The 23364-nt window shown below is 33.5% G+C and carries 16 protein-coding genes; 13 read left to right on the top strand and 3 right to left on the bottom strand.

Annotated features, from left to right (window positions below):
- The first annotated feature begins 5 nt into the window (after nt 1–5).
- The 12 genes from EDD66_RS02565 (at nt 6) to EDD66_RS02510 (ending at nt 17978) form a co-directional block, all read left to right on the top strand.
- Entirely contained in the window at nt 6–1601 is a 1596-nt protein-coding gene (locus EDD66_RS02565) for a response regulator (RefSeq protein ID WP_123607979.1), read from the top strand.
- Between the two features lie 11 nt (nt 1602–1612).
- A complete protein-coding gene (locus EDD66_RS02560; RefSeq protein ID WP_123607978.1) occupies nt 1613–2671 on the top strand; it encodes a sugar ABC transporter substrate-binding protein in 1059 nt (352 codons plus the stop codon).
- Nucleotides 2672–2877: 206 nt separating this feature from the next.
- Nucleotides 2878–4002, top strand: a complete 1125-nt coding sequence (locus EDD66_RS02555; protein ID WP_123607977.1) for a sugar ABC transporter substrate-binding protein — start codon at nt 2878–2880, stop codon at nt 4000–4002.
- A 95-nt stretch (nt 4003–4097) separates the two neighbouring features.
- Nucleotides 4098–5621: an ATP-binding cassette domain-containing protein gene (locus EDD66_RS02550; protein WP_123607976.1), complete on the top strand. Its 1524-nt coding sequence runs from the start codon at nt 4098–4100 to the stop codon at nt 5619–5621.
- A 12-nt stretch (nt 5622–5633) separates the two neighbouring features.
- Nucleotides 5634–6845 (top strand): sugar ABC transporter permease, encoded by a 1212-nt coding sequence (locus EDD66_RS02545; RefSeq protein WP_123607975.1) that lies wholly within the window; start codon nt 5634–5636, stop codon nt 6843–6845.
- 166 nt (nt 6846–7011) lie between these two features.
- A complete protein-coding gene (locus EDD66_RS02540; RefSeq protein WP_123607974.1) occupies nt 7012–8001 on the top strand; it encodes a DUF4003 family protein in 990 nt (329 codons plus the stop codon).
- A 67-nt stretch (nt 8002–8068) separates the two neighbouring features.
- Nucleotides 8069–8635 carry an aminoacyl-tRNA hydrolase gene (pth, locus tag EDD66_RS02535; RefSeq protein WP_123607973.1) on the top strand — a complete coding sequence of 189 codons (567 nt, stop codon included), beginning with the start codon at nt 8069–8071 and terminating at the stop codon, nt 8633–8635.
- Between the two features lie 164 nt (nt 8636–8799).
- Entirely contained in the window at nt 8800–12333 is a 3534-nt protein-coding gene (gene mfd, locus EDD66_RS02530; RefSeq protein ID WP_330510794.1) for a transcription-repair coupling factor, read from the top strand.
- A gap of 78 nt (nt 12334–12411) precedes the next feature.
- Entirely contained in the window at nt 12412–13452 is a 1041-nt protein-coding gene (locus EDD66_RS02525; protein ID WP_170164220.1) for a peptidylprolyl isomerase, read from the top strand.
- A gap of 110 nt (nt 13453–13562) precedes the next feature.
- Nucleotides 13563–14144: a hypothetical protein gene (locus EDD66_RS02520; protein WP_123607971.1), complete on the top strand. Its 582-nt coding sequence runs from the start codon at nt 13563–13565 to the stop codon at nt 14142–14144.
- A gap of 94 nt (nt 14145–14238) precedes the next feature.
- Nucleotides 14239–15441 (top strand): class I SAM-dependent methyltransferase, encoded by a 1203-nt coding sequence (locus EDD66_RS02515; protein ID WP_123607970.1) that lies wholly within the window; start codon nt 14239–14241, stop codon nt 15439–15441.
- 107 nt (nt 15442–15548) lie between these two features.
- Entirely contained in the window at nt 15549–17978 is a 2430-nt protein-coding gene (locus tag EDD66_RS02510; protein WP_170164219.1) for a hypothetical protein, read from the top strand.
- 106 nt (nt 17979–18084) lie between these two features.
- On the opposite strand, the gene EDD66_RS02505 is transcribed toward EDD66_RS02510, so the two are convergent.
- From EDD66_RS02505 to EDD66_RS02495, 3 genes are all read right to left on the bottom strand, one after another.
- The gene (locus EDD66_RS02505) at nt 18085–18864 is read right to left on the bottom strand and encodes a DeoR/GlpR family DNA-binding transcription regulator (RefSeq protein ID WP_123607968.1); all 780 of its coding nucleotides are present in this window, start codon (nt 18862–18864) and stop codon (nt 18085–18087) included.
- 269 nt (nt 18865–19133) lie between these two features.
- Nucleotides 19134–20852 (bottom strand): methyl-accepting chemotaxis protein, encoded by a 1719-nt coding sequence (locus tag EDD66_RS02500; protein ID WP_170164218.1) that lies wholly within the window; start codon nt 20850–20852, stop codon nt 19134–19136.
- A 143-nt stretch (nt 20853–20995) separates the two neighbouring features.
- Complete coding sequence (locus tag EDD66_RS02495; RefSeq protein WP_123607966.1) at nt 20996–21775, bottom strand: DeoR/GlpR family DNA-binding transcription regulator; 780 nt, start codon at nt 21773–21775, stop codon at nt 20996–20998.
- Between the two features lie 390 nt (nt 21776–22165).
- Here EDD66_RS02495 and EDD66_RS02490 point away from each other — a divergent pair, with 390 nt between their 5' ends.
- On the top strand, nt 22166–23329 hold the full coding sequence (locus EDD66_RS02490; protein ID WP_207667738.1) for a phosphopentomutase: 1164 nt from the start codon (nt 22166–22168) through the stop codon (nt 23327–23329).
- The last annotated feature ends 35 nt before the right edge of the window (nt 23330–23364 follow it).

The raw sequence follows: 23364 nt of genomic DNA, 5'->3' as shown, positions 1-23364 counted from the left end.
AGAAAATGTATAAAATATTAATTGTAGATGATGAACCAATTGCAGTACAATCTGTAGAATTTATGCTCACAAAGAATCTTGAGAATATAAAAATCGCAGGAACAGCAAGATCTGGAAAAGATGCCATAGAAAAAGCATTTGAAACCCATCCAGATATTATAATTATGGATATTAATATGCCGGGAATTAATGGAATTGATGCTATGAAACAGATTCGGACGAGCAATCCCAACGTAAAGTTCATTGTAGTCTCTGCATTTGATTATTTTGATTATGCTGTGGAGTCTGTAGCCCTTGGGGTAGAAGAATATTTATTAAAACCAGTAAAAGAGGCAAAACTAATAGAAACTGTTCAAAAAGTAGTGAGTCATATTGAACAAGAGAGGAAAACCATTCGGACCGTGCTTGAGCAAAAAGAAAGATTCGAGATGGTAACTCCGATTTTAGAAAATGGGTTCATTAATTCTTTATGTATTTTTGATGAGAATGGAGAAGATTTGCAAAATTATTGTAATCTTTTTGATTTTCAGGTTACTAGTGGTTATGTAATGGCTATTGAATTTGGACAAAAATCAGAAGGTGAGATAAAGAATAAAATTGGAGCAGGAATTCACGGACAAAAGATGTACGATGAATACCGGTCTATTATTAAATCTTCTTGTCAATGTATCGTTGGTCCAATTATGTTGAACAGAATCATTGTTTATGTAATTGAAGATGGGCGAAAAGATGTATATGAAGAAAAATCGGAAGCAATCCGCTTAGCTCAGGCTATCGCTAATAAAGTAGGCAGGATATATCCGGATGTATACATTGGTATTGGACATTTTCACAGAGATTTATCAGATGCTAAGAAGTCCTACCATGAAGCATTGCAAAGTCTTCAATTACTTACTATGAGAGAGGATGAATATCAAATCCTTCATGTGGACGATATTTTAGAAAAGATGCAAAATGATGAACTGGATTATGAAACTATGTTTGAAAAGGAAGTTCTGACAGGAATAACCGGTGGAAATATAACAAATACACTAATTGCTTTTGATAATATTTTTACGAAAATGAGTAAAGATGACAGATTAGATTTTAAGGCGTTAAAGAACAGATGTGTAAATTTGATCGTGGGATTTGCAAAGAGGTATGAAAATGCCCTTGGGAATTATGGAGATGTTTTAACCAGTATTCTGGAAGCAAATAACAAAAATGAATTGCATCAAATTTGTAAACGTTATATTGGGGAAGCGGCCAGTCTTATTACTTCCGTAAGGCAGAAAAAGATTTCCAGTACAATTGAAAAAGCCGATGCCTACATGGAGAAACATTTTAATGAAGATATCTCATTGGAGGATATCGCAAAAGAAGTAAATTTAAGTTCTTATTATTTTAGCAGGTTTTATAAAAGCGAAACAGGGATAAATTTTAGTGATAAATTAAGTAATATTCGAATTGAGAAGGCGAAAAGTTACTTGCTAAAAACAGAACTATCCATAAAAGAAGTATCCTTTATGGTAGGTTATACTGATCCCAATTATTTCTCAAAGTTGTTTAAAAAGGTAACTGGATGTACTGCAAGTGAATATAAGAAATTAAGTGGATTATAGGAGGTCTTTAGATGGGGGAAAGATGTAAAAACCGAAGAATGTTTCAAATTCCACTGATATCTCTATTAATGATTGCTATACTGACAGGATGCAATAAGACACAAACAGATCATGTAGAGAAAAAAGAGGAAGAAAAAATGTTAGTGGGCTTTTCAATGGCTACGCTAAAGGAGGACAGATGGCTTAGGGACAGGGATATCTTTATTGCAAAAGCAAAGCAGGAAGGGATAGACGTCATTGTTAAGAATGCCAATAATGATTCAAATATCCAATTAGAGCAAGTAAAAGAGATGGTAAGGAAGGGAATTGATATTCTGGTTATTGTTCCCAATGACAGTGAAGAAGTCAAGGAATGCATAGAAGTAGCAAAAAGCGAAGAGATACCTGTGATATCTTATGACCGGCTTGCCAGAAATAGTGATGTAGATGTATATATTTCTTTTGATAATGTTAAGGTAGGAGAATTACAGGGCAGATATCTTGCAGAACATGTGCCGGAGGGCGGATATATCATACTAAATGGAGCGAAAGATGATTTTAACAGTGAAATGTTTCATGAAGGATATATGAATGTATTGCAAAAACTGGCGGATGAGGACAAAATTCAAATATTAGAGGAAACATGGGTGGATAATTGGACAAGAGAAACTGCCTATGATTTTGTAATTAAAGGTGTCAATACCCATGGGAATAAAGTAAGAGCAATATTGGCGGCAAATGATTCCTTAGCACTGGGAGCCATTGACGCCCTGTCCGTATCCCAAATGACGAATGATGTTGTTGTAGTAGGTCATGATGCGGACTTAATTGCATGTCAGAGAATTGTAAAAGGTACTCAGGCCCTTACTATTTATAAGCCGATTACTAAATTAATCGATAAGACAGTTGAAGTATGCAAGCAATTATTAGTAGATGCCAGGATTGATTCAGGGGAGACAATTAATGATGGAACCTATGATGTACCATATATTAAGATTGATGTTGTCCCAGTAACGAAAGATAATATTGATGATACTATAATTAAAGATGGTTTTCATCTAAAAGAAGAAGTGTATAATATAAATGATTAATGACAAAACTAGAGGATACATCCTCTAGTTTTTTATTGTCGCAAAATTTTCCTAGTATAATTTTATGAAATAATTATGACAATATTATCATATGCTAGAGCAATCCAGTTTATTGTGGTTGTTAATATTTTAAGGTATTATTACTACATCACTTAAGTGATAGCAACTATTAATCAGCATTCAAAGAAGAGAAGGGCGGAGAAACAATGAAAAAATTTATAGCAGTTTTATTATGTCTTGCTATGGCATTATCTGTTGTAGCATGTGGGGCAAAGGATACTACTGAAAAAGAAAATGGTAGTTCTTCAAAAGGTGGTACTGATGTAGGTATCGTACTTCCAACAAAAGATGAACCAAGATGGGTTCAAGATGAAACTAGATTTAAAGAAGCTTTAAAAGATACAGATTATTCTGTTGAAGTATTATTCAGCCAAGGTTCTTCAGCAAAAGAAAAAGAAAATGTTGAAGCACTTTTAGCAAAAGGAATTAAAGTATTAGTAATCTGTCCACAAGACGGTGCAGCAGCTGCAGCATCTGCAGAAGCAGCAAAAAAAGAAGGCGTTACAGTTATTTCTTATGACAGATTAATTACAGATACAGATGCAGTTGATTACTATGTAACATTTGATAGTAAATCAGTTGGTGCAGCACAAGGTCAATACCTAATTGACAAAGCTACTGGAACAGGTCAACCATTATATTTATATGCCGGTGCAGCATCTGATAACAATGCATTCTTATTCTTCGAAGGTGCTTGGTCAGTATTACAACCAAAAATCGCTGATGGTACATTCGTAATCAAGAATTCTTCAGAAGCATTAGCTCTTGCTGATAAAGCAGAACTTAGCCGTGATGAAATGAGTAAGATCATTAACCAGGTAACTACTAACTGGGATTTCAATGAAGCAAAGAACAAAGCAGAAGCACATTTAACTTCAGCAGCAGCAGCTGACAAAGGTGATGTATTCATTCTTGCTCCAAACGATGGAACAGCTCGTTCAATCGCAGATGTATTCGCAGCTGATGGTGACGTTACAAGCTATGTAGTTACTGGCCAAGATGCTGAAGTTGCATCAATCCAATACATTATTGATGGAAAACAATCAATGACAGTATTTAAAGATGTTCGTACATTAGTTAAAGATGCAATCGATATGGCAGTTGCTGTATTAAAAGGTGAAACTCCTGCAACAACAGGTTCTTACGATAACAATAAAGTTGAAGTAAAAGCAAAACAAACAGAAGTAGTTGTTGTAGACCAATCTAATGTAAAAGCAGCATTAGTTGATTCAGGATACTATGAAGCGTCTGAATTCACTGGTTTAGAATAATATTATAAGCTGGTAGAGGAACAAGCGTAATGAGTTAATTATCAGAAACCATTAAACTTGCGATTCTACCAGCTTCTTTAAAGGAGGATATGTGTATGAGTGAATATATACTTGAAATGAAAAATATAAGCAAAACATTTCCAGGTGTAAAAGCTCTTAGCAATGTTAATTTCAAGGTGAAAACAGGAGAAATACACTGCCTTGTTGGTGAAAACGGAGCGGGAAAATCTACATTGATGAAAGTTCTTTCTGGTGTATATCCATACGGTACATACGAAGGTAATATTATACTCAATGAAGAAGAGCAAAAATATAAAGGAATTGCAGACAGTGAAGCTGCTGGAGTTGCTATCATTTATCAGGAACTTGCATTAATTCCGGAATTAAGCTTATATGAAAATATTTATTTTGGTCATGAAATTAAAAAAGGTATGACTGTTGATTGGAATGAAACAATTGTAAAAGCAAGTGAAATGCTTAAACAGGTTAGATTGGATGTTAATCCAGCTACAAAAGTAAAAGATTTAAGTGTAGGAAAACAACAACTTGTAGAAATTGCAAAAGCATTAAGTAAGAATGTCAAATTATTAATATTAGATGAACCCACAGCGGCACTTAATGAAGATGATAGTGCCAACCTTTTAGATTTATTAAGAGAGTTAAAAACACAGGGAGTAACTTCTATTATGATCTCCCACAAATTAAAAGAGATCGTATCCATTGCAGATACTGTAACTGTTTTAAGAGATGGTCAAACGGTATGTTCTATGGATGCAATAGAAACAAAAGTTACGGAACAAGACATTATTAAACACATGGTAGGAAGAGAAATTAATAATATTTATCCAAAGCGTGAAAATGTTAAAATTGGCAACGTATGTTTTGAAGTTAAAAATTTAACTGCTTATGATCCAACTTTAGGACGTGAGATATTGCATAATGTAAATCTTAATGTTCGTAAAGGTGAAATTATTGGCATTGCGGGCTTAATGGGAGCTGGTAGAACAGAATTTGCATTGAGTGTTTTTGGAAATCCGAAAGGATATAAGGTAGATGGGGAAATTTTAGTTAACGGAGAAAATAAGGTATTCCATAGTCCTAAAGATGCAATTGGTGCAGGTATTGCATATGTAACTGAGGACAGAAAAGGGAATGGGTTAATTTTAATAGATGATATTAAGCATAATATTACAATAGCAAATATTAATGCATTAGCAAAAAGCAGTGTAATTAATGAAAATGAAGAAATTAATGTGGCAAATAGATATCTTGAGTCCATTAATATAAAAGCACCATCCATTGAACAATGTGTAGGCAATCTAAGTGGTGGTAATCAACAAAAGGTTTCTATCGCAAAGTGGTTATTTGCAGGTCCTGATTTATTGATTCTTGATGAGCCAACACGTGGTATTGACGTTGGAGCAAAGTTTGAAATTTATTCCTTAATGAATAAATTAGTAGAACAGGGAATGAGTATAATTATGATTTCTTCGGAACTTCTAGAAGTTCTTGGAATGAGCGACAGAGTATATGTTATGTCTAACGGCAAAATCACTGGTGAAGTTGCTGCAGATGAAGCAACAGAACAGGGCATAATGGCAATGGCCACAACAATATAGGGAGGGATACACATGAGCGCAGTAGAGCAAAAGGCAATGAATCAAAAAGTGAGTTTAGTTGAAGAAGTAGCGGGATTATTTAAAGGAAATATCCGTGAATATGCAATGTATATTGTTTTGGTGGCAATAATTGCAATCTTCTCATTTATTACAGATGGTTTATTTATATCATCAAGAAATATTAGTAATTTAATTAACCAAACCGGTTATATTGCAGTACTTGCAGTAGGTATGACTTTAATTTTAATTATCAAGCAAATCGACTTATCCGTAGGATTTGTAGCAGGTTTTCTTGGTGCGATTGCAGCAATTTTAATGACAAAATCAGGAATCTCAGAATGGATTACAATTCCAATTATTCTTGTATTTGGTTTAGTGATTGGTTTATTTTATGGATTCTTAGTTGCAAAAGTTGGAGTGCCGGCATTCGTTGCAACTTTAGCAGGTCAATTAGTATTTAGAGGATTATTATTATTAGTAACGGAAGGCTCTGGAACAATTATTATTCCCAACAAAGGATTTAATGCAATCGGTAATGATTTTATTCCTGACATTTTTAAAGGATCAAGCATTCATCTTTTAACATTGATCATTGGTGCACTTGCAATTGTTTTCTTTATTTATTCACAAATTAAAGCCAGAAAGAATATGAAGAAATATAACTTTAAAGTGGTTTCAGACCCAATATTTATTACTAAATTAGTATTCATTGCTGTTATTATTTCTGGTATCGTCTGGATCTTAGCCAGTTATAATGGATTATCCTGGACTGTTGTTATTGTTGCAGTAGTTGTATTTATATATAATTTCGTAATGAATAAGACAACTTATGGAAGATATGTATATGGTATTGGTGGTAATGCAGAAGCAGCAGAACTATCTGGTGTAAATGTAGTTAAAATAACTAGTATGGTGTTCGCTTCTATGGGATTATTAGCAGCTTTATCCGGTATCTTATTTACATCCAGATTACAATCTGCAACGACAGTAGCTGGTAATGGTTTTGAGTTAGATGCAATTGCGGCAGCTTACATTGGTGGTGTATCTGCCAATGGTGGTATTGGTAAAGTAACTGGTTCCATCATCGGTGCCCTGGTTATGTCATCTCTTTCAAGTGGTATGAACCTTATGGGTGTTGGTATCTCTTATCAATATGTAATCAGAGGTACAATCCTTGTATTAGCAGTTGTATTCGATGTTATGACACGTAAGGCAAATAAATAATTATAAAAATCTAAAATAAATACTTATAGATAAAAATGCAGACTGGGACATGAGTTAAAATACTATGGCCCAGTCTCTTTTCTTTGATTACCCCTTTTGATTTTAAGTAATTTGTGATAAAATACCAAAAAGGTTCTAATTATATTTTAAATAGGCGGGTGAAAAAATGACAGAACAGTTACAACAAAAAACAGCTCTTTTCATTGAAAATATCCAGAAGATGAAAGAAAGTTTTAAATGGGATTCCAGTCTGCTCCATCAATTGGTTGCTTTTATCTATGCAGAAAAAGACAAGGAAGTAGATTCGGTGGAGATAAAACATGCAAAAGATATCATTAAATCAAACACAGGATTATTTTCAATGTTTAAAGACTCTACTTTTCTGGCAATTGCAGGAATGATAGCTATGGATGACACTCCGGAGGAATATTTTAAAAATACTATGAATGTATATAACCGTATGAAAAAAGCGGGTTTTTCAGGTTCCAATTATTTAGCCATATCATCATTGATTATTGCAAAAAAGGCGTCAGAATTTAATTATGATAATGTTATAGAAAATACGAAAAACTATTATGACAGGATGAAAAAAGAACATAGGATATTAACTTCATATGATGATTATTGCTTTGCCACTATGTTAGGAATTTCTGAGCTTGGAATAGACTCTGCCATCAGAGAAATGGAAGAGTGTTATAGAAACTTAAAAGGTCATTTTTTCTCATCAAATTCAGTTCAGTCACTTTCCCATGTACTTGCTTTCGGGGAAGAAACAGCAGCTATTAAATGTGAAAGAGTATTAAAAATAGCGGAAATGTTAAAAACAAAAAAATGCAAGCTTGGATATGATGGAGAACTTACAGCCTTAGGGATACTTGCTTTAATCACGGATGATATAGAAAAGATCACTGATGAAATTGCCAAAGTAAGTGATTATCTTCATGATAAGAAAGTATTCGGGTCTTTCTTTGAATCCAGTACGGGAAGAAATCGTTACGCAGCAGCTTTGGTTTCAAGTACCTATGTACAAAATTTGAAAGAGGATATTTTAAGTGTAACATTACAAAATAGCCTGACCAATATATTAATTGCCCAGGAAACGGCAGTCATTGTAGCTATAACTGCGTCCACTGCCGCAACCAGTGCATCCAATTAATAAAAAACTTAATAATAAGTCTACAAAAGTTATGTAGAGATATTAATAATATCCCTAGGAGGTTTCAATGTATATAATAGTAGGACTTGGCAATCCCACAAGGGAATATGCCGCAACCAGGCATAATATAGGGTTTGATGCAATTACCAGAATTGCAGATGATCATAATATTTCACTGGATATGAAAAAGCATAAATCACTTTGTGGAAAAGGTGTCATAAATGGAGAAAAAGTTATTCTGGTACAGCCTCAGACCTATATGAATTTAAGTGGAGAAGCGATTCGTGAATTAAAAGATTTCTATAAAGTGGATAATGATGAATTTATTATAATTTATGATGATATTAGCCTTGATGTGGGGCAGATAAGAATTCGTCCAAAGGGAAGTGCCGGTGGACATAATGGAATAAAAAGTATTATAAATCATCTTGGAACGAATGAGTTCCCACGCATTAAGGTAGGTGTGGGTGATAAACCGAAAGGATGGGATCTGGCAGATTATGTATTAGGTCGATTTAGTGAGGAAGAAAATACAGTGATAAGAGAAGTACTAAAGAAAACATCTGAAGCTTGCGCCTGCATGGTGACGGAAGGACTGGATGTGGCTATGAATCAATTCAATAAAAAGATTTAAGTATTTTACTTAGATTTTAATATAGATTATATTGCATATATATTTAAAAAAAAGAAATATAATATAATTAAGAAACTAGTATATTATTTTAATGAGAGATATATTAAGGGCGGACTATTAAGGGAAAGTGCGCCCTTGAAATCATATATAAAGGAGCAATACCTGTGAAGACATTTTTAGAACCGTTAAAAGAATTAAAAGAATTTAACGATATCAGAGACAATATGACACTAAAAAATACGCCGATACATGTTTCTGGGTGTATTGATTCGCAAAAATGTCATCTAATTAGCGGACTTAGTGAAGGATATAGAAATAAACTTATCATAACTTATAATGATCTAAAAGCAAAAGAAATTTATGAAGATTATAAACTTTATGATAGGAATATATTTATATATCCGGCAAAAGATATTATTTTTTATAGTGCAGACATACATGGAAATGCAATTACAAAAGATCGTCTGACTATATTGAAAAGATTGATCTTAAAGGAACCGACAACCATCATTACAACGATAGACGGCGGAATGGATAATATCCTCCCTCTGGAAATAATCAGGAAAAGAGTCATAAATTTAGAGGTTGGTAAAATCTTGGATTTAGAGAAAATTAAGGGTGAACTGGTTCATCTGGGATATGAGAGGGAAGGACAGGTAGATGGGCCCGGCCAATTTGCTATTCGTGGTGGTATTATCGATATCTATCCACTTACAGAAGACAGCCCTTATAGAATTGAATTATGGGACGATGAAATTGATACGATACGATCCTTTGATGTAAGCAGCCAAAGATCCATTGAAAATGTTCAGAGCCTGGATATCTATCCTGCAACAGAAATGGTCCTTGATGTTAATACCTTAACAAATGGACTCAAGAAAATCGAGAAGGAAAAATCTGAACATGTAAATACTCTAAGAGAGCAAAAGAAGACAGAGGAAGCTCATAGGATCAATGAATTAATTGAAGAATTTAAAGAAAATATTACATCTTTTGGCGGGCTCATTGGAGTGGAGAGTTATATAAAATATTTTTATGACAACACAGTATCCTTTTTTGATTATTTTAGTAATGAGGATACCTGTTTCTTCCTGGATGAACCTAGTAGAATTGCTGAGCGCGGCGAAGTTATAGAGACAGAATTTCGTGAAAGTATGATCGGAAGAATAGAAAAAGGGTACATCCTTCCAAATCAAGCCAATGCTATCAGCAGCTTTAGAGAGATTCTTGCTAAATTAAATCTTAAGAAAACCATGTTACTTAGCACAATGGATTATAAGGTAGCTCATATGTCGGTAAAATGTAAATTTACATTAACTACAAAATCTATCAATCCATACAATAATAATTTTGAAGTACTTGTGAAAGATCTTACCAGATGGAAAGCAAAAGGATATCGAGTTGTACTTTTATCAAGCTCAAGAACCAGAGCAGGGCGTTTAAGTGAAGATTTAAGGGAATATGAGTTGAATGCATTTTATGGGGATAGTTTAGATCGCGTCCTGCAGCCGGGAGAAATCATGGTATCCTCTGGAAATCTTCACAGAGGTTTTGAGTATCCTCTCATTAAACTTGTAATTATCTCGGAAAGTGATATCTTTGGAGGGGAAAAGAAAAAGAGAAAAAAGAGAACAAGTTACGAAGGAAAAAAAATTCAAAGTTTTAATGATCTTAATATTGGCGATTATGTGGTCCATGAAAATCATGGTCTTGGTATCTATAAAGGAATTGAAAAGATAGAAGTTGATAAAATCTCTAAAGATTATATTAAAATAGAATATGCAAACAGCGGCGTGTTGTATATTCTTGCAACAGGTCTTGATGTGATACAAAAATATGCCAGTGCAGATGCAAAAAAGCCGAAACTGAACAAGTTAAATTCTATTGAATGGAAGAATACAAAAGCAAAAGTAAAAACGGCAGTAAAAGATGTGGCAAAAGAATTGGTTCAATTATATGCTATAAGACAGGCAAAAGAAGGGTATCAATTTGGGAAAGATACAGTATGGCAGAAAGAATTTGAAGAGATGTTTCCTTATGAGGAGACAGAAGATCAACTTATGGCAATTGAATCAACCAAAAGGGACATGGAAAGTAAAAAGATCATGGACCGTTTAATCTGTGGTGATGTTGGGTACGGTAAAACAGAGATTGCAATTAGAGCCGCCTTTAAAGCTGTTTCAGATGGAAAACAGGTAGTTTTTTTGGTGCCAACAACAATTTTGGCCCAACAACATTATAATACATTTATCCAAAGAATGATGGACTTTCCTATCAGCATCGATATCCTGTCCAGATTTCGAACAACTGCACAACAGAAAAAGACCCTGGAAAGATTAAAAAAGGGAAATTTAGATATAATAATTGGAACTCACAGAGTATTGTCAAAAGATGTTTTCTTTAAGAATTTAGGGCTTTTAATCATTGACGAAGAGCAACGTTTTGGAGTGACTCATAAAGAAAAGATTAAACAATTAAAAGGTGACGTTGATGTATTAACATTATCTGCAACACCAATTCCAAGAACGCTCCATATGAGTTTAATCGGGATCAGGGATATGAGTGTATTGGAAGAACCTCCTGTAGATAGGATGCCAATACAGACATATGTACTAGAGCATAATGAAGAAATTATCAGAGAAGCCATTAATCGGGAATTAGCAAGAGATGGTCAGGTATATTATGTTTACAATAGGGTTAACAATATTGATGAAGTTGCTAACATGATAGCAAAGCTGGTGCCGGAGGCAAATGTGGCATTTGCCCATGGGCAGATGAATGAGCGTGAATTAGAGAAGATCATGTTTGACTTTATTAATGGAGAAATTGATGTTTTAGTTTCGACAACGATCATTGAAACAGGTCTGGATATTTCTAATGTTAATACAATGATCATTGATAATGCTGATAAATTAGGATTATCCCAATTGTATCAATTAAGAGGACGGGTAGGCAGATCAAACCGGACTGCATATGCATTCTTGATGTATAAAAGGGATAAGATGCTTCGGGAAGTGGCAGAAAAGAGGCTCCAGGCAATTAAGGAATTTACGGATCTTGGAAGCGGATTCAAAATTGCAATGAGAGACCTGGAAATTCGTGGTGCCGGTAATATTTTAGGCTCAGAGCAACATGGTCATATGGAAGCAGTCGGTTATGATTTATATTGTAAAATGCTCAATGAAGCAGTAAAAAGCTTAAAAGGCGATATATCTTATGAGGAAACATATGATACCACGGTGGATATTGATATTGATGCTTTCATTCCTTCCACCTATATACGAAGTGAAGCAGTGAAGCTGGATATGTATAAAAGAGTTGCAGAAATAGAGAATGAAGAAGAATTCCTGGATATGCAGGAAGAGTTAATTGACCGTTTCGGCGAGCTGCCAAAGTGTGTAAACAACCTGCTTAACATTGCATTGGTGAAAGCGCTTGCCCATAAAGCCTTCATTACAAATGTTATTCATAAAAACGATTCTGTTAAATTGGTGATGTATAATAAAGCCCATGTAGATGTGACCAAAATACCTCTCCTTTTAGAAAGATATAAGAACACATTGAAATTTACAACGGATGCAAATCCTTATTTTACGTATTTATTAAATACAAAACAAAAGGATTATAAGAAAGATACTTATACTTTGATTTCAAATCTTAAGAATCTCTTAAATGATATAAAGGTATTGCTTGAATAAACACAATATTTTATAATGTTAATAAATGTTTGTTCTTTAACAAATAAGATAAAAACTTACGATAGTCTGGAGGATCAAATGAAAAAGATATATAAATCATTTTTGTTATTAATATTAGCTGCTAGTTTTGTAGTGACAGGATGCCAAAATGGACAAAATAAAGAGCAAACGAATAAAGCAAAATCATCTGAGGAAGAAGAGAGTCAGTCTCAGGAGCCTTATGCTATTAAAGTCGGGGATGAAACTGTTTTTTACAATGAAATAATGGTATACGTCTTATTACTGAAACAACAATATGAACCTAGTCTGGGAGAACAAATCTGGGATTATAATACGAGCAATGAAACCAGATTTGAGGACATGGCAAAAGAAGAGGTAATGGATGAAATTATTCAACTTAAAATAATCAGTAATAAGGCCAAAGAACTTGGAATTGAGTTAGATGAAGATGAGAAGGAAGAAGCCTTGGAAACTGCAACAGAGCACTTTAATGTAATTTCAGATAATGATAAAGAAAAATACGGAATTACATTAGGTACATTAGACAAGGTATATTGTGATAATTTACTTGCAAGTAAAGTGTTTGATATTAAAACAAGTGATACTGACACAGAAGTATCTGACGAAGAGGCCAGACAAATAACAGTATGGCAGATTCTTATTAAAACAACGAAGCAGGATTTAAATGGTGAAATTATAGCATTAACAGAAGAACAACAGAAGGATGCACTTAAGAAAGCGAAAAATCTATTAAAAAAAGGGAAAAAAGAAGAAGATTTTAAAACTTTTGCGAAAGAGAATACAGAAGCAGATAAAGTGGAATATACTTTTGGCAGAGGAGATATGAATGAGGAAGTGGAAGAAGCCGCATTCAGGCTTACAACGGGACAGTTTTCCGGTGTTGTTGTTTCTGAAGATGGTTATCATATTCTTTATTGTGTCAATGATTTTGATGAAAATGCCACAGCTGATAAAAAAGAAGATATTATTATGGAGAGACAGACGAGATATTTTCAGGAAATTTATAAAGAATGGTTAGAGAGTTATGAAGTTACTGTAAATGATAAGGAATGGAATAAAGTAAGTTTTAAAGAGTTAGAAGTAAGTGAAGAAGAATAAGTGTATATAGGATGAAATTTGCATATTGATTCACCGGAAGGAAAGCAATAAAGAACATTTTCATTGTTTTTACATATATTGTAATTGAATCAATGAAAATAGGAGTTCTTATGAAGTATACCAATAACGATTATTCTTTTAATGATTACTTATCATGTCCCAATTGTAATGATGGAAATAGAGCAGTTAATCCTTACTTAAATGGTATGAATGGGACAAAAATTGATAATAACCAAAGGATTATGGAATTGCCATTTCTGACCTTATATGGTTATGACGATAATGAAGAAGAAGATAGAGACTGGGAATATATGAGATTCATGTATCCGAAAGTAGCAAAGAGAATTCAAAAAGAGATAGATGAAGAATGCGATAAATTAGAATACGATGGCAGTGTAATGTTTGATGAATATCCAGATAGAACTCGCGTAGGAATCATTGTTAGTGATGTTTATAGAAAGTTAAAAGATTTGGATGACAGAGTAGATGAGGTAGAAGCAGAAAATATTGAAATTGCCCAAAGAGGATATGGAGATGATTGCAGGGATGGAAGATGCCCACGCTGGCCATCAAGAAGACCATATAATTATGGAAGAGAAAATTGGTTAAGAGATCTGATTGAAATTATGTTATTTAATGAAATGGTCAATCGAAGAAGAAGACGTAGAAACCGTAGGAGAATCTATTATTAAGATTAACCACAAGAAAATAGGCTGCGCAAGTATTATAACTTTGTGTCAGCCTATTTTTAAAGGAAAGTATAAAAGGAATGTACGGAGAATAATAATGGGACAAGAAATACTAAATGTTTTAGAAGAAAACTTGAATCTGGATTTGATGGAGATTATTATCAGTAATTCATCAAACAAGGATAAAATGAGCAAGATAAAAATCAGGCCAATTATGTTGAAAAACAGGTTGGTTTTTCAAATAGAATCATTTGTTGGAAAACAGGTCTTCCATAATAATGTTAATAAAGAAGAGTTGATATCAAAGTGTAAAGAGTGGTTTTCTATTGGCTCAAACGAGGACAAGATTATATTCAGACAGATTCAAATACAGACACATACAGAAATGATTCATATCTTAATCAGCAAAAAAGGGAAGGTAACAGTCAGGAGTAAAAAAATCCAAAGCAAAGAAGAAAAGGGAAATTTTGTAGAAACCCTTGCGCATAATAGAAAAAAGGCTTATATTTTAGAAGAGGGCAGGAAGGTTCCTTTTTTGGTTGATCTTGGAGTTATGACTCCAGAGGGTCAAATTATACGCTCAAAATATGACAAATACAGACAAATTAATCGTTTTCTGGAATATGTAGAAGATATCCTGCCAAATTTTAATCCTGCCAAAGAGATTACCATTATTGATTTTGGATGTGGAAAATCTTATCTTACCTTTGCTATTTATTATTATCTTAGGGAGTTAAAAGGTTATAATATTCAAATGATCGGGCTTGATTTAAAGGAAGAAGTAATTAAAAAATGCAATGACTTAAGTAAACGTTATGGGTATGAGAAGTTAAGATTTTTATATGGCGATATTGCATCTTTTGAAGGAGCGGATAGTGTAGATATGGTTGTAACTTTACATGCCTGTGATACTGCTACAGATCATGCTCTTTATAAAGCAATAAAATGGGGAGCAAAAGTTATTCTATCTGTTCCCTGTTGTCAGCATGAACTAAATCATCAGATGAATTGTAAACAGTTAGACCATATATTAGACTATGGCTTAATTAAAGAAAGAACAGCGGCCCTTTTAACAGATGCTCTAAGGGGGAATTTGTTAGAAGCAGTGGGCTATAAAACACAAATTTTAGAGTTTATTGACATGGAACATACTCCAAAAAATATATTGATCAGAGCAGTCAAGAATTCACAAGGAGTAAACCATTTAGAAGCGCAAGTGAAAGAAACTATGAAATTCTTTGGTGTAAATCCAACATTATACCAATTATTAAAAGAGGATATGGAAGTGAAGTTATGCTAAAGCATGTTTACAGAATAATAATTTTATTTTTTTTCTTTATGGGGTCCTTATATTTTTTTGGGAGAAACATTAAAGAAGATGAAGTAAGTGTAAATTCAGAAGTAATTATGGATAAGGCAAAATTTCCTGTTATATTTGTCAATGCAGGTGATGCAACATTTAATATTTTACATGGATACAGCGGAAACCTTGATGCAAAGATGATTCGGGAAACAGTCACTCCTCTAAATGAAGATATGTCCTTTACAGTATTAATCGATGAGAGTGAAATTATTATAAAGAAGATAAAATATGATATTTATGATATAGATAATAATGAAGTGATAGACTCGGGCTCTATAAGTTCTCTGGATAAAACTGACACTGGAAAAAAGGCTAAGATCAAAGTAGGTGTCGATTTGGAATCAGGAAAAGAATATGCTGTAAAAATTACAATGATATCAAATAAAAGCAAGAAAATTCACTATTATACCAGAATCAAAAAACTAAATAATAGCCATATTAAAGAAAAAATTCAGTTTGTGATGGATTTCCATAATTCTATCCTGGATAAGAGCAGATCTTCAGATGTTGCAAAATATTTAGAAACGGATTATACGAAAGAAAATAAAAATCTGGCCCATGTGGATATTACTTCAAACATTGATTTTGTTAGTTTTGGAGGACTTTCTCCCAAAGTGATACAGGATGTGGTCCCTATTGTTTATGAGGTATATGAAGAGACTGCATCTATTGGCCTTAACTATATTTTAGAAACAGAGAAAACAGCAGGTAAAACAGAAAGATACAATGTAAAAGAATTTTATCGTGTACGCTATACAGAAGACAGAATGTATCTGTTAGGGTATGAAAGAACCATGGAAGCCATTTTTGATATGGAGTTGGCCAGCCTGGCAAAGAATGAATTTAAACTTGGTATTACGTCAGGGGAAGACCTGGAGATCGTAACGGATAAAGATGCAACAAAAATGTGTTTTGTCAGAGAGCGGGAGCTATGGTATTATGAATTGGATACCAAGAAAGCAGTAAGAGTATTCTCTTTTAATCAGGATGATAATGACTATACCAGGGACAACTATGACCAACATAATGTAAAGATACTGGATATTACCCAGGAAGGGAATGTTAATTTTTTAGTATATGGTTATATGAACCGTGGAGATTATGAAGGAAGAGTTGGCATCATATTATATACATTTTATCCGGAGGATAACAGAATTGCAGAACAAGTATATATTCCTTTGGAAATTTCTTATCAGGTACTGAAAGAAGACTTGAATAATTTCAGTTATGTAAATGAACATAATGTTTTCTACTTTGCTATAGATAATGTGGTATATTCCTATCATATTCCTACCAATGCCCTTGAAACTATTGTTTCAGGAGTAAAAAGTGATAGTTTCCTAATGTCTAAGGAAGGTAAATTTATTGCATGGCAGAATTCCGTTGAATTGGAAAATATGAAGGAAATAATTATTCTGGATTTAGAAACTGGAGCGAGAAAGTCCATAGAATCTACCGATGATGAAAACATCAAAATATTAGGTCACATAGAAGAAAATATAATTTATGGATATGGTAAATCTGGTAATATTGCAGAAACAACCGAAGGAACGCGTATCTTGCCATTATCAAAAGTTGTTATTGTAAATAAAAATGGTGATGTATTAAAGGAATACAAGAAAAAGAATGCTTATGTATTATCTGTAAAGGTAGAAGATAATATCATTGAATTGACACGGGTGAAGAAGAGCGGTACCTCTTCGAGAGTCATTTATCAAAAAATCAGTCCAGATTATATACTAAATAATGACAAAGTAAAAACATCTTCTATTTATTTAACAGAAAGAGTTACAGATGTTGCAAAGCTTGAAAAATATATTGCATTGCCGGGAGAATATTTTATACAGGATATCCCAAAGGTTGTAAAAACCAGTAATACTATCATAACAGAAGATACTACACTAAGATTGAAACAAGCAGAGATGAAAAATAGTAAATATTATGTCTATGCTCTTGGGGGTATTTTAGGAGCCTTTGAAAATGCTCCAGAAGCAATTACTCTTGCCAATGAAAAGATGGGAACGGTCATAAATAATAATTATCAATTGACCTGGGAACGAAGTAAATCAATTCGATCAACTATTAGTGGAATTGAATTGTTATCTGCGAATGGAGGAATGAACAGTCAGGAAGCGAGTATAACCATGCTGCTTTCTCATATAGGAGTTCAAAGAAATAAAAATGATATAGATACCTCTAAAAAATCCATATATTCTATCCTGAGCGAAAGCTTAAAAACAGATCCACTTAACTTGACTGGATGTTCGCTGGAAGAGGTGTTATATTGTATCAGTGCAAAAAGACCTGTTATTGCAATGAAAGACGATAACAATGGAGTGCTGATAATAGGATATGATGAATTTAATATAACATATATTGATCCATCCATAGGGAAAGAAGTAAAAAAAGGATTACAGGATAGCACTGATATGTTTAAAAATGCCGGTAATATTTTTATCAGTTATGTAGATTAAAAATAGGTCAATAAATTATATCATGTAAAATTTTTCTTTATAACGAAAAAGGATGCTCCATTATTATTAATGAAGCATCCTTTTTAATTATGTCAAAGAATATTCCTTATAGCATAATAAGTTCAATTCCAATTTTACGAATATAATCAATCCAGCCACTGGATAGCTTGGAGTCTGTTATGATTGTTTGGAAATCTGAAAGTTCTGCAAAGTATGAGGAACGAACCATGCCAAACTTAGAGGAGTCAGCAAGAAGTATTTTATCTACAGCTGATTTCATAATGGCATTCTTTGTGGGAACTTCATAATTGGTAGCGCAGGTAACACCAAGTTTTTCGTGAATTCCTGCAGCGGATACAAATACTTTGGCTGCTCTTGTTGATTTGATCAAAGAGATACCTTCACTGGATTCAAACATTTGGGTATTCGGATGAAAATACCCTCCTGCAAAGATAAGCTTTAAGTTTTCTTTGTTTACCAGACGATTTAAAATGTTAATATTGAAGCATAAAACTGTGGCTAGCAACGTGTTAGGAATGTTAGCGGCTAACTTCTCTGTGGTCGAGCCTGTATCAATAATTACAACATCATTATCATTGATAAGGGAAGCTGCATATTTACCGATTCTTGCTTTCTCTGGATCATTGGCAATCTTTGCACTATTAAGGCTATAGTTCTTCTCAAGATTCTCCTTCGCATTGGAAGGGTTATATATCACGGCTCCATACACATTGTTCACAATGTTCTGGGACTCTAATATAGCCAGATCTCTCCGGATTGTCATCTCTGAAACACCGAAAATGGAAGCAAGTTCTTTTACAGTAGCACCATTTTTCTCTTTTATAATAGATATTATTTGATTCAGCCGATCAAGTTTTTTGCTCATGTCTTCTCCTTACTGATAAACAATCAACTATATATAGAAATTATAAATAATATTATCTGCCAAAAAGTATAACACTTTACTATAAATAATTAAAGTATTTTATGAAATAAAATACGTTGTAAGATTTTATAAACATTTTAAATTAGTGGATTATATAAGTAGACGACTTATATTTATTCAAAATAAATGAAAAACAGACGCCAAAACATAAATTTGTTTCAGCGCCTGCTTAGAATGCCCAAGGCAATACATTTTTATTTATAAAAATACTATTTTAGTATAAATTGTCCTGTCATTTTCTGAAGCAGGTCAACTTGAATGGTGAGTTCTTTAGCGGTAGCAGAAGATTCTTCTGAAACTACAGAATTTGCTTGAATTACATCAGAGACATGATCAATTCCCCTTACGATTTCTTCAAGAGATTCAGCCTGTTTGTTAGAACCCTGAGCAATTTCACTAATAATTCTTTTGGCATCAAGTGTCCCGTTGACAATAAGATTTAGAGACTCTGCAGTCTCATTAACAATCTTCACACCTTTTTCTGTTGCCACAATGCATTTTTCGATAAGAACAGCAGTGTTCCTGGTTGCCTGGGCACTTTGTTCTGCCAGAGAACCCACTTCACTGGCTACAACTGCGAATCCTTTTCCTGCCTCTCCGGCTCTTGCGGCTTCAATGGCAGCATTTAAGGACAGAAGATTGGTCTGGGAGGATATATTTTCGATAGATTTAATTATAGTTTGTATCTCATTTGTATTGGTGTTTATCTCCTGTATTGCATCAACCATGTGTTTCATTTGTTGATTGCCCTGTTCTACCAGTTGAGAAGTTTTATCGGATATTACATCTGCAGAGTATGCATTTTCAGCATTTTTGGTTACTTTATCAGAAACTTCGCTGATAGTAGCCACTAATTCTTCCACCACACTGGCTTGCTCAGCGCTTCCTTCGGCCAAGGCACCTGCGCCTTTAGCAACCTGTGCAGAGCCGGCAGCGACTTTTAAAGTGGAAACATTAATTTCTTTTAGAGCAGTATTAATAATGTCAATAATATTATTAATAGAGGACTTTATTACAGCAAAATTTCCGGTAAATTCGGAAGTGATATAAGTGTTGTAATTCTGCTTTGCCATATCACTGGTTACTTGGTCAATTTCATTAATATATTGTTTAAAGTTGCGATTCATTTCCCGGAAGGACTGGGATAGTTGTCCCATTTCATCATTTGATTCACTGGATATCTCTAATTCCAAATTACCTTTTGCTATTTCATGAGCAGCATTTACAAGTTCTTTTAACGGGTCACATATGCTTCCTGAAACTTTTTTTGCGACTTTAAGCCCATGAAATACTGAGAAGATAATAAAAACAATCACAAATAATATGATAGCAGCGGCAACAGCTCCTGCACGGGTCATAGCACTACGGCTAAGTTTTACATTTAACTCCAGGAGTTCGGATATTGTTTTGGAAATCTCTTCTGCAATTGGATCCGTTTTTTCCTGAAGCATAACGTAAGCGGCGTCTTTTTGAGCGTTCTTACTTAAGAGGATTAATTCATCTTTTTGAGGAGTAAACTCTCCAATCAAAGATTCTAATTTATTGATTAATTCAATGGATTCTTTCGATTTGGATACTGATTTTACCAGATTTAGTTGTTTCTTAATCTTTTTTTCGCTTTTGGCTATTTTTGTCGCAGACTCATTTAGTATAATAATACTCTGTGAAGATATGATATCACGGGTAATATTTCTTGCGTTATTAAATTCCATTCCCAGTTCTCCTACATACCCCTGGGAAAACCCATATTGTTCAATTGCTTTGGAATAATTAATATTAGTATAAATCAGCGAAAGGATTCCAATAATTCCTGTCGTCATTACAATCAAAGAAAGAGAAATAAAACCACCTTGAATTTTGTATCGGATACTGTTCTTTGAACTTTTTTCTTGTTTTTTTTCCTTTTTTAATAAGCGTATTTTTCTCATTATAATCCTCCTTTGTAAAATGAATGACTGATGTATGTTAATAATGTAAGTAAGCTTGTCTTTCATTATAATTGTTCTTTGTAAAACAAATAGTTAATAGATGTAAACAATATATTAAAATAACATCAAAAATTGCTCCGATATCATACCATCACAAGGTCGATTCCCAGCTTCTTAATATGGTCGATCCAGCTGGTAGGAAGATTTATGTCTGAAATAATCTTTTGAAAATCGCATAAATCAGCAAAATAGGAAGATTTCACCTGTCCGAACTTAGAGGAATCTGCCAGTAAAATCTTTTCTGCTGCAGAATGAAGAATTGCATTTTTAGTAGGAGCTTCGTAATTATTTGCACAAGTAATTCCTAATTTTTCATGAATACCGGCAGCAGAAACAAATACTTTGGTAGCACGGATATTGCGGATCAGGGAAATACCTTCAGGGCTTTCAAACATTTGTGTGTTTGGATGGAAATATCCTCCTGCAAAAATCAAATTAATATTTTCCTTATCACTTAAACTGTTCAAAATATTAAAGTTAAAGCAGAGAACAGTGGCTTTAATTGAACTTGGAATATTAGTAGCCAGTTTTTCTGTGGTAGAACCAGAATCAATAATGATAATGTCGTTATTTTCGATTAAAGATACAGCATATTTTCCAATACGGCTCTTCTCAGAATCTCTTTTTACTTTCGCGGCCAGAAGAGTATAATTTTTATCTAAATTATCAAGTGTATTGGAAGGATTGTAGATGGTTGCACCGTATACATTATTTACTACATGATTAGAATTTAAGATATGAAGATCTCTTCGAATTGTCATCTCAGAAACGTTAAACATTTGTGCGAGTTCTTTCACAGATGCACCGTTCTTTTCCTTAATGATAGATATTAACTGGTTCATTCTTTCTAATTTCTTGCTCATTGCGTCCTCCTGTAAATGGGTTTTATACATTTTTTACTATAAAATAAACCTAATAATGTTCGTTCTGTTACATTAATTTATTAACATTATAACATTATGTTGAAAAAAAGGGAAGTTTAATATTAATAATTGTGCAAGATATATATTTAAATATGAAAAAAATGATAATCAATAAACAAATGTTAAAGAAAAAACAAAAAAAGTAATTGATTTTATTGTGCGATTATGATATAATCAAAACATCAAAAAAATTAAAGAATGATAAATAAAATAATGATTCTTTACTAAAAATAAGAGTAAGACATTAAAATATTTGAAGACATACTTTAGAATAAGACTAAGGTACTTAAAAGAATGGAAGCTGCAGGAGAAATGCAGAAAGGAGTCATCTTGAGACGTATATTTTTAATTGTTTTGGATAGTGTAGGTATTGGTGAGATGCCAGATGCGGCTGATTTTGGTGATGTAGGAAGTAATACTTTGGCTGCATGTTCTACAAGTAAGAATTTTCATATGCCTAACATGAAAAAACTAGGATTATTTAATATTGATGGAGTAGATTGTATTCAAGACGAGCACGAACCGATAGGAGCATTTGCCAGAATGCATGAAGCATCAAAAGGAAAAGATACAACAATAGGGCATTGGGAGATAGCTGGTGTAATATCTGACACTCCACTTCCCACTTTCCCGGATGGTTTTCCAAGAGAATTGCTGGATGAATTTGAAAAACGTACTGGAAGAAAGACGATTTGCAACAAACCATATTCAGGGACAGATGTAATTAGAGACTATGGAAAAGAGCATGTGGAAACAGGAGCATTAATTGTGTATACTTCTGCAGACAGTGTGTTTCAGATTGCAGCTCATGAAGATGTTGTTCCAATTCCTGAATTATATAAATTCTGCGAGATTGCAAGAGAATTATGTACAGGGAAATATGGTGTGGGAAGAATTATTGCAAGACCATTTGAAGGGACAGATCCAGATTATAAGAGGACTTCAAACCGTCATGACTACTCATTGACACCACCAGCGACCACTATGTTGGATCAATTATTAGAAAATAATTATGATGTAATTGGAGTAGGTAAGATTAATGATATTTTTGCAGGGCAGGGAATAGGATCTTCCATTCGAACTAAGAACAATTCTGAAGGTATGGAACGCATTATTGAATATACCAATAAAGATTTTGAAGGTCTGTGTTTTATTAACTTAGTGGATTTTGATATGGTCTATGGTCATCGTAATGATGTAGACGGCTATGCAAAAGCATTATCTGAATTTGATGCTAAGCTACCAGAGATTCTGGCTGGATTAAAAGAAGATGATATTCTTATGATTACGGCAGATCATGGCTGCGATCCGGCAACACCTTCCACAGATCATTCAAGAGAATATACGCCGTTTGTTATCTATGGTAACAAAATTAAGCCAGGAACCAATCTTGGAACAAGACCTACTTTCTCTGATATTTCAGCAACAATTTTAGATTACTTTGGTATCAGGAAAGCAACAGATGGTAACTCGTTTTTATCAGATTTTATCTGATGAATGCCAGCATCTGAATTAAGTTTCATTTGATA

This window comes from Mobilisporobacter senegalensis (genome assembly GCF_003752155.1).
In the GTDB taxonomy this organism is placed as follows: Bacteria; Bacillota; Clostridia; order Lachnospirales; family Lachnospiraceae; genus Mobilisporobacter; species Mobilisporobacter senegalensis.
Note: the sequence above shows the minus strand (reverse complement) of the source record. Positions and strands in the feature narration are given on the sequence as shown.